7 protein-coding genes are annotated in these 9,509 nt (G+C 69.8%); all 7 read left to right on the forward strand.

Annotation, left to right across the window (positions count from 1 at the left end):
- Positions 1–382 precede the first annotated feature (382 nt).
- Positions 383–3,526 (forward strand): glycosyltransferase, encoded by a 3,144-nt coding sequence (locus tag MKK69_RS14715; protein WP_243968874.1) that lies wholly within the window; start codon positions 383–385, stop codon positions 3,524–3,526.
- A gap of 304 nt (positions 3,527–3,830) precedes the next feature.
- The gene (locus MKK69_RS14720; protein WP_243968876.1) at positions 3,831–4,688 is read left to right on the forward strand and encodes a hypothetical protein; all 858 of its coding nucleotides are present in this window, start codon (positions 3,831–3,833) and stop codon (positions 4,686–4,688) included.
- Between the two features lie 204 nt (positions 4,689–4,892).
- Complete coding sequence (locus tag MKK69_RS14725; RefSeq protein WP_243968878.1) at positions 4,893–5,462, forward strand: hypothetical protein; 570 nt, start codon at positions 4,893–4,895, stop codon at positions 5,460–5,462.
- 10 nt (positions 5,463–5,472) lie between these two features.
- Positions 5,473–7,341 carry a hypothetical protein gene (locus tag MKK69_RS14730; protein ID WP_243968880.1) on the forward strand — a complete coding sequence of 623 codons (1,869 nt, stop codon included), beginning with the start codon at positions 5,473–5,475 and terminating at the stop codon, positions 7,339–7,341.
- Between the two features lie 11 nt (positions 7,342–7,352).
- Entirely contained in the window at positions 7,353–8,258 is a 906-nt protein-coding gene (locus MKK69_RS14735; protein ID WP_243968882.1) for a hypothetical protein, read from the forward strand.
- Positions 8,259–8,427: 169 nt separating this feature from the next.
- Positions 8,428–8,922, forward strand: a complete 495-nt coding sequence (locus MKK69_RS14740) for a hypothetical protein (protein WP_243968884.1) — start codon at positions 8,428–8,430, stop codon at positions 8,920–8,922.
- Positions 8,923–9,357: 435 nt separating this feature from the next.
- On the forward strand, positions 9,358–9,509 hold a 152-nt coding region (locus tag MKK69_RS14745), incomplete at its 3' end, for a GDP-mannose 4,6-dehydratase (protein ID WP_243968886.1).

The raw sequence follows: 9,509 nt of genomic DNA on the forward strand, positions 1-9,509 counted from the left end.
GCGCAAGCTGATGGACGTGTCGCGGCTCAGAGCCATGGGCTGGCGGCCGGAGGTCGGCCTGGAGGACGGCCTGCGCCAGACCTACGCCTGGTTCCTCGACAACCACGCCACCCTGCGGAGCTGAGCGGCGGCGCGGCGATCCTGAGCCGGCTACAGACACCCTACGGCCCCGACCCAGCCGGCTTACCAAAGGCCTGACAGATCCGGCGCCCATCGCGTTCCCCCATCGGGAGGCGCCGGCGGCGGCGCGAACGCACTCCCGAAGGTACAGGGCTGCCGAGGTTCTTCGAGCCCCGCCTTGGTTTGACCCCGCGGGGGTCGAAGGGTGGACCGCCGACCGTCACCCAAGGTATGCACGCCCGGGCTCGCAACGACGCGTCAGATGGCCGAAGAAGAAGAACATCCTCCGGGCGCGGGTGCCGGGTCGGAGTCCGGCGCGCTCGGGCGTTCGGTCGACCCCGCCTGGTACCTGGCGCGCTACGAGGATGTCGCGCAGACCGGCACGGATGCGGTCGAGCACTTCGTGCTGTATGGGCACGCCGAGGGGCGCTTCCCCAACGCCGCGTTCGAAGCCCGGGACGCGCTCGATCGAGAGATCGATGCGGCGTGGTACGCGGAGCGTTACCCCGACGTCGCGGCGTCCGGCCTGTCGCCCGGCGAGCACTACGCGCGCGTCGGCCGGGATGAGGGGCGCTTCCCCGGTCCCGAGCATGAGGCGCAGCACCGGCGCGCCCTGTCGGTCGACGCCGCCTGGTACCTGACGCGCTACGGCGACGTCGCCGAGACGGAGGCCGATCCCGGCGAGCATTACGCGCTCTACGGCCACACAGAGGGACGCTTCCCGAACGCCGAAGCCGAAGCCCGGCACCGGCGCGCCGAGCATGTCGACGCCGAATGGTACCGGGCGCGCTACCCCGACATCGCCGGGACCGGGCTCGACGCGGCGGAGCACTACGCGGTGCGCGGATATGCGGAGGGCCGCTACCCCAACGCCGCGTGCGTGCCGATCGATGGTCCGGTCGCGCGCCCGCCCGCCCGCGCTCAACAGCGCCTCCCCCATTATCCGCTCGTCGGCGTGGTCACGCCCGTCCGCAACCGGCGGAAATGGACCCTCGGCTTCGCGCAGATGCTGGGCCGGCAAGATTATCCCGTCTTCCGGCTCTACGTCGTCGACTCGGCCTCGACGGACGGCACGCCGGACGCGCTCAGGGCGCTGGGGCTGCCTGAAGTCAGCATCCTCGACGCGTCGGACGCAGCCTACTGGACAGCTGCGACGAATCTCGGCGTCGCGCGGGCTCTGCAGGACGGCTGCGAATACATTCTCACGATCAACGACGATGCCATCGTCCCCGACGATTACGTCACGGGCATCGTCCATGCCGCCGTATCGGCCGCCGCCGAGATCGTCGGCAGCGTCATCGCGTATGTCGAAGATCCGGGCCGCCTCTGGGGCGTCGGAGCCTATAACGCGTGGCGTTCGGGCGCCTTCCTTCAATTGCGCCTGGCCAGTCGCTGGGACGATGCCGTCGACGCCGAGCCCGCACAGTCGAACGGCCTGATCGCGGCGGATTATCTGTGCGGCAACGGGACCCTGATCCACCGGTCCGTCTTCGAGCGGATCGGCCTGTACGACGCGAAGGCGACGCCGCATTACCATGCCGACAGCGAGTTCACGATGCGGGCCGAGCGGGCCGGCATCCCGCGCTGGATCGCCCCGCGGGCACGGCTCTACAACCGTTTCACCGAGACGGGGGACGGAATCTTCGCAGCCCGCAACCAGCGGCTGTTCTCGCTCCGATCCGCCAACTACGCGCGTCCGCTGCTGTCGATCCTCGACCGGTACTGCCCGCCGGAACTGGTTCCGACCGCCCTGGTTCGCTACTTCGCCAAGCACGTCGAACGGCCGGGCTTTCGCACGTGGTCGCGCCTGCTCCGGTCGGTCGCGTTCCTGCGCCAGGCGAGGCCCCGCACCGTTTCGCACGCCGACTTCTTCCCGCCGCTGGAGCCCGCCCTCTGCGCGGCCGAGGATGTCGAGATCCTCCTCGGCCTGCCGGACGACGACTTCGTGGTCATGCTCTACCCGGTGATCCTGCGCCGGGCGGGCTCCGATCGCGAGCATGCGGCGCAGGCGGCGGCCCTCCGCGCCGGCCGCGGACGCGCCGAGATCCTGAGCGAGGCGCTGCGCCGGGCGGAGGTGCGCGCGCGGCCGGAGATCCGGCGGGATTTCCTCGCGCTGCTGTTGCGACACCCGACGCCGGAGGCCGTCGCGCGGGCGACCACGGATCTCACGGATCCCGAACGCTGGCTGCTGCAGCGGATCGCCGAGGACGGGCGAAGGCCGTCGCGGGCGCTCGTGCGCGCCCGGTCCCGTGCCGAGGCCGCGGCCCGCACGACGGCGACCGCGGGGGCAGGGCGCCTGACGGTCTACATGAACGTCGATGTCCCCTGCATGGCGGTCACGGATCCGAAAGCGGCGACCGGCGTCCACCGCTACGTGGTGAACGTCCTCGACGCGCTGCTCCGCGATCCTCGGGTGGACCTGCGCCTCTTCCACGCCCCCGAATTGGCGGAGAGCGGCGCGCGGCTGCGCGACAGCGGTGCCCTGCCCGACGCCGCGTTCCTCGCGCCCGGCACGCAGGTCACGGACGGCGTGGCGTTCTATCCTTATTTCCCCTATGCCGGCCTCGATCCGCGCCTGCGCGATCGCCCGCACGTCCTGACGATCTGCGACGTCTTCCCGCTCACCGATCCGGACTGGTTCTCGCCCGTCGCGGTCGCGAATTTCCGCAGGCAGCTGCACAATCTGGTGCGGGCCGACCACGTCCTGTGCATCTCCAAGGCGACCGAGGACGCCCTGCACGCGGCGTTCCCAACCCTGAGAGCCGCCTCGTCCGTGGCCCATCTCGGCGTCGACGGCGCCAAGTCCGGCCGTGACCAGGGCCGCAGCCCCCGCGCCGGCCGGGAGGGCAGGCCCTACTTCGTCTGCGTCGGGACGATCGAACCCCGCAAGAACCTGCGTACCGTCATCGCCGCCATGGCCCGCCTCACCGACCCGGCCGTGCGGGACCTCGAGATGGTGGTCGTCGGTCAGGAGGGCTGGTCGGTCACGTCGCACGACCTGACGGCTCTGGCGGGTCGCGAGAGCCAGCGCATCCGCTTCCTGGGTCGCGTCCCGGACGCGCAGCTCTGGGATCTGTACGCCAACGCCGTCTGCACGGTGTTCCCGTCGCTGGCGGAGGGGTTCGGCTTCCCGATCGTGGAATCGTTCGCCTGCGGCACGCCGGTGGTGACATCGGACCGCTCCAGCATGCGGGAGATCGCCCGGGCCGGGGCCGTGCTGGTCGATCCCCTCGACCCGACCGCCATAGCCGGCGCCATCACGGCGATCGCCACGGATCCCGCCCTGCGTCGCCGCCTGGCGGCCGAGGCCGAGGCCGAGGCGGCGCGGTTCACCTGGGCGGCCTGTGCCGAGCGGCATGTCGAGGTTTTCGCGGGATTGGCCGCGGCGGTGCGCGGTGCGGCGTGACGGGGATGCGGCCCGCGCGCCGGGCTCGCCCCGGTGGGCTTGGCTCACACCGCCCGGCCAGTGTTCCGACACCCCCCGGGGCCGCTCCGCCGTGCCTTCGTGGGGGGCCCGTGAGGGCGTCCCGCCGGAGCGAGAACCGGTCCGGCGCGCGGGCGCGGGCGCGGGCGCGAACCCGAACAAGGACTGGGAGCCGGTCCCGATTGCAACACGATCGGGAACGGCTCTAGAACGAGGCCTCATCTGCGAGGTCCGGGTTAGCCGTATGATCACCCTCCGCCCCAGCGACGCGCCGGGACGACCATCCTTGAACCTTCTGACCGGCATCGCCGTCCCGACCGAGGCCGATATCGTATTCGACCGCACGTTGGTCGGCCACAATTGGCATGACGTCGAGGCGGACGGCGCGGGCTTCCGCTGGATGGGCGCGGCCGCAACGGCGACGGTCCGGATCGTCATCGACCGGCGCACCGACCTTGAGATCGGGGTGCATTTCGCGCACATCATCGACGCGGGCCGCTGGGGCGAGATCGCGTTCCACGTGGACGACCGCCCGGTCGAGGCCGAGGCGCGGACCGATGGCGGACGGCACTTCGTGATGCGCGCGCCGGCCCTGGGGGCGGCAGGGGCGGGGGCTCTGGATCCGTCGTCCGACACCGTCGACGTGGCGTGGTACCTCGCCCGCTACGCCGACGTGGCCGCCGCGGGCAAGGATCCGGTCGAGCACTACGATCTGTACGGGCGCAACGAGAACCGGTTCCCCAACGCGGCCGCCGAGGCCCGCCACGGCCTCGCCGTGCAGATCGACGCGGCGTGGTACCTCGCCCGCTACGCCGACGTGGCCGCCGCGGGCAAGGATCCGCGGGAGCATTTTCTGCTGTACGGCCAAGCCGAAGGTCGGTTCCCCAACGCCGCGGCCGAGTCCCGTCACGGCCTCGCCCGCTCCATCCTCGATGTCGGCATCACCGCGCCCTTCGCCGTCCAGCCGAGCCCGGCCGACCCGCGCCGCCTGTCGGTGGCGGTCTCGCGCTTGACGGTTCGCCCCCTCGGCGACGCGGCGCCGGACCGCGAGCGCGTGATCCTCACGGCCCCGGCTCTGCCCTATCTGCACCGCCTCGAGGCTTTCGCGGCCCCCGCGGACGGGTCGGGTGCCTCGGGGCTGTAGACCGGATGAGAACGAGGCTCTATAGCACGCTGCCGCTGCGCCCCCCTGTTCCACAGACCGCGTGGATGGACAGGCGGGATGCGCCGGTCGATCGCTGATCCGGCTTCGCGAACCTGACGACACCCGGGGCTGACCTGCGTGGTCCTGATCGGTCGGTAGGGTTGACGGTACGCCGTTTGAACTCGGATGAGCTTGGATGACGCGATGAGGGATCCGGACAGGGAGCGCGGGGGCAGCCCGGAGACGCGCCGGCCGCGCCAGTGCGACATGCTCTTCGACGGCAGCTTCCGTGGCAAGGGCTGGTTTCCGACTGAGAAGACGCCCCAATATTACTTCCGCTGGATGAGTGGCGAGTCGAGCGCGACGATCGAGCTGTCGGTCGATCGGCGCGCCGCTTTAGAGATCTTGGTCTACGTCCCCTACATCATCGATTTCGACAAGTGGGATGCGCTCAGCTTCGCCGTCGATGGCGTCCCGACGCCGTTCGTCCGGGAGAATACGGCCGTTCAGCAATCCGTCGAAATGAACTACTATACGCTTCGGGTCCCGGCGGCCCCCCATCACCAGGGTGTCACGGAACTCCGCATCGACGCGCCGTTCGGTGGCCGACCGAGTCTGGGCGATCCCCGCCGCCTGTCGATCGGTGTCTGTCGCGTCAGCGCCCGGCCCTCGCCACATCCGAGCGTCGAGCGGGCCCGGGCGAGCCTCGACGCGGCCGTGGCGGCCTACCTGCACACTCTCGCGGACCACGCGCCGGTGCGCGTGGTGGCATGACGGCGGTCCCATGAGCACGCGCCTCGCATCCGACGCGGTCTTCGACGCGATCCGGCATCTCCGCGCCTGCGTCGATCTCGCCTTCGAGGAACCGAGCCCCGCCAATGCGAGCCTCGCCACGCTGGCGCGGAACCGCTTCGTGCATCTCGTCCTGCACCATGACCCGGACGCGACCGCGGGTCTCCTGAGCACCGGCTCGTCCGCCCTGTTCCACGCGGTGGTGCAGGACGCCAAGCTGATCGATTTCGTCCTGGAACTGCCGGCGGCCCCGGCGGAGATCGTCGCGACCTGGAACGATCTGCCCAGGGGCGATGCGCGGCGGCTCTTCGCCGGCCTGTTCCTCGTGCCGCCGCACGCGTTGCCGGAACTGACCCTGTTCATCGAGCAGCAGCGCTTCGACGACCTGTTGCTGCGCTACATCGCCTGGCACCCGAAGTGCTTCGGGACGGATGAGGAGCGGACGGTCTATTTCGACTACACGGTCAGGCTGTACAATCTCATTGCCGATCTGATGGAGCGATCACCCCCGGGCCAGATCCGGCCGCTCCTGGAGCACGGCGTCGCTTCCCTCAAGAGCGGTGCGATCTATTCGTGCGAGGGCTACCTCGTGCCGTTCGCGCAGGCCAAGAGCCGCCTGATCCGAGCCTATATCCGGCGCAAGCACGGCCTCGACCCGGTGGAGTCCGGCCGCCCCGAGCCGCTTCCCCCGGACCGACCGATCCGCCTCGGCCTGCTCTGGAACGACGTCGACGCCCGCACCGAGAATTTCGTCGGCGTCGCGTCCTCGCGCCGGCTCAAGGCGCACGGCTTCCACGTGACCTCGATCATCCATCACAACGGCTATTTCGGCGCCCCGGCGGACGATGCCGATACGCTGATCGGCCCGATCCGGGCGTTGAGCCACGACATCGAGAACCTGAACGGCAAGCCGGCCCTGAAGGACAAGGTGACGGCGATCCGGGCGCTCGATCTCGACTGCCTCATCTTCATGAACAACATCACGTTCGGCTACAACGAGTACGTCGCGCTGGCCACGCTCCGGCTCGCCCGCTGGCAGGCGGTGAATTTCTGCGCCGTCTTCACGACCGGGTTTCCGGCGATCGACCTCTATGTCTCGGGCGAGATCTCGGAGAGCGGGTCCGACCCGCAGGAGGGATACACCGAGCGCCTCGTGCGGCTGCCCGGCTCCTGCCTCGTGTTCGATCGGGACGCCGGCACCGGCCCGTCCCGCCAGTGGCTCGACATGACCGAGCTGCGCACGCCGGCGACCACGACGCTGTTCGCCAGCGGAGCCAATTTCTACAAGATCCACCCGGTCCTGTCGGAGACCTGGGCGCGCGTCCTGGCGGCGACGCCCAACAGCCGGCTGGTCCTCTACCCGTTCAACCCCAACTGGGACTCGTCCTACCCGATCGCGCGGTTCTGCCGGCGGCTCAGCCGCCAGTTGATCGACCACGGGGTCGACCCCGCCCGGGTCACGATCGCGGGGCCCTGGAAAGAGGCCTCGGTCATCAGCACGCTGCTCGCCACGGTCGACATCTACCTCGACAGCTTTCCCCACAGTGGCGGTCTGTCGTCCCTCGACGCCCTGCGGCTCGGCATCCCGGTCGTGACGAAGCGCGGGCTGACCCAGCGTGAGAACCAGTCGGCCGACCTGCTCGAACTGCTCGGCCTCGGGGACCAGGTGACCGACACGATCGACGGCTATGTCGACACCGCGCGCCGGCTGGCGCAGGACCCGGCAGACTGGGCCAGCTACAAGATCGGCATCGCGAAGGGGCTGCACGACGCCCCGTTCTTCGACACCGAATTGTACGCCCGGCGATTCGCCCGGGAGTTGAACACCGCCCTCACCACGACGCCGTCCGGCGCGGCTTGACGGAGTGTTCCATGGCCCGATCCATCCCCCTCGCGACCTCGCTCTCCCCGTTCATCAAACGCTACGTCGGCGAGGATTGCGAGATCGGGCACCTCTATCAGCACCGCTGCATCCAGAGCTGGCGCGAGAACGGCTTCGAGATCTTCAGCGTCAACGCGGCCGCCGAAGTCGACCTCGTCAAGGCGGCCTTCCCGGACGTCGAGGTCGTGACCGCCGAGCGGGACATGGCGGCCCTCTGCGGCAAGCCGCTGATCCCCCTCGCCGAGATGATCCGGGCGCTGCGCGCCACGGGCGCCCCCCACGGGGGCATCGTCAACGCCGACGTCTACGCGGCGGATTCGAACGTGGGCGCGCGGATGGCGTTCGATGGGCGCCACGCGCTCCTGTTCGCCAGCCGCTACGAGGTCGAGCACCCGTTCGGACGGCCGCGGGTCCTGTACAACAACGGCTTCGACGCGTTCTTCTTCGACATCGCCAAGGCCTCGGCGCTCGCCTGCGACCCGTTCACGATCGGCCTGCCGTGGTGGGACTACATGCTGCCGCTGGCCTTCATGACCGAGGGTCACACGGCCGCCTGGATCGACGGCTTCCCGATGCATCATCTCACCCACCGGGCGGGCTGGGACTTCGGCAGCTGGAGGCATTTCCACGACACGTTCCTGCAGCGGTTCGCCCCCAGCTTCGAGGCCCTGCGGCGCTCGGACCGGGCGCCGGAATTGCCGGCGCTGGATGGCATCGCCGCGACGCAGGCCCTGGCGCAGCGCTACCTCGCCTATGCCGAGGGGCGCGGCCTCGCGCACGACACGACGACGGTGGCGCATCGCTACCAGATCAACACCAGCGCTGCCGTCGTCGATCTGATCATGGAGATGGCCGGCACGTGGCAGTTCGATCCGCTGCGCCGCGAGAGCCGGTGAGTCAACGCGCGCGCCGGCCGAACCGGTATCCCCTTCGGCGGGCGGGCGCTCGCGCGCATCGTCCTGAACATCGGCATCAGGACAATGCGCCAGGTCTTTGGGTTGGCATCATTTTTTCCGAAAGCCGGAACCCACCTTCCGGGATGATGCTCTAGAGGAGACATCTGCGATGTCGATCCGGAACGCGCTCCTGTGCGGCCTCGTCGGGCATGGGGGCGAAACGGTCTCGTCCCGCGACGCGACATGGACTCGGACGCCGGAGGACACGCTGCTCCTCGCGATGCATCTCGTCGCGACCGACCGGCTGAACGAGGTCGCGCAGCTCTGCCGCCAGCACCCGGAGCTCGATGTGGCGGCGCTCGCCCAGTACGGCCTCTTCCTCGGGCTGACCCGAAACGTCAGCCTCGCCTTCCGGGCCTTCGACGTCCTCAAGTCGACGGTCCCGCGCGAGAGCGGCGTCTGGCTGAACATCGCCTATCTCCAGGCCGTGTGCGGGCAGCCCACGGCCGCCTCGCGGGCGATCACGGTCCACGCCATCTTGACCGGTCGACAGCCGCCGAAGCTGGATCTGCCGGTCGAGGCCGGCGAGGATGTCGAGATCGGGGCGATCCGATTCATGGCGGGCGACGTGGCGATGCCGCTCCCCGAAGGCGACGGTGATTGAGATCGGGCGGCTCCCGGGGGCAACCCGCACGCGCGCGCGACCCCGCGTTCGGGCGCGGCGCCCGAGACGGGTCCAGGACCTGCCGACGCCGAACGCTCACGGGCTGGATAAGTCGCCGCGCCGTAGGCCGCGCCCCGATCGAGGCTTTGCTCCGAACGGAGAGCGGCTGCGGGACTGCGGACGAAAGACGATCCGAATCGAAAAGCCGGCGCATCGTCCCGGTTCCGGTATCCAGCGCGGTGCGATAGAGACTTTGCAGAATCGGCAGCCTCGACCTGCGCGGCCGCAGACGTTATTGCGGTCCGCAACAGGATACGAGCGGTGCTGGCCGCTGCGCCGGAAGGCCGGTTTCCTGCGCGTACCCGGCAGCCTTCAAGGTTCGGCGCCGCGTTCGATGCGCCCGCATCGTAGACATTGGAGCGAATGGACGACAGCATGGCCAACAACAAGCGCGCGCTGATCACGGGTGTCACGGGCCAGGACGGCGCGTATCTGGCGCAGCTGCTCCTGCAGAAGGGCTACGCGGTCACCGGGATCGTACGTCGCTCCAGCCATGCCGGCGTGTTCGACCACCGGCTGAAATGGCT

The sequence above is a fragment of the Methylobacterium sp. J-026 genome, assembly GCF_022829585.1.
In the GTDB taxonomy this organism is placed as follows: domain Bacteria; phylum Pseudomonadota; class Alphaproteobacteria; order Rhizobiales; family Beijerinckiaceae; genus Methylobacterium.

Bases quoted from the DNA above. Each gene is read 5' to 3' on its own strand.
- MKK69_RS14740 (WP_243968884.1), top strand. From the start codon at position 8,428: ATGTCGATCCGGAACGCGCTCCTGTGCGGCCTCGTCGGGCATGGGGGC.
- MKK69_RS14730 (WP_243968880.1), top strand. From the start codon at position 5,473: ATGAGCACGCGCCTCGCATCCGACGCGGTCTTCGACGCGATCCGGCAT.
- MKK69_RS14735 (WP_243968882.1), top strand. From the start codon at position 7,353: ATGGCCCGATCCATCCCCCTCGCGACCTCGCTCTCCCCGTTCATCAAA.
- MKK69_RS14715 (WP_243968874.1), top strand. From the start codon at position 383: ATGGCCGAAGAAGAAGAACATCCTCCGGGCGCGGGTGCCGGGTCGGAG.
- MKK69_RS14725 (WP_243968878.1), top strand. From the start codon at position 4,893: ATGAGGGATCCGGACAGGGAGCGCGGGGGCAGCCCGGAGACGCGCCGG.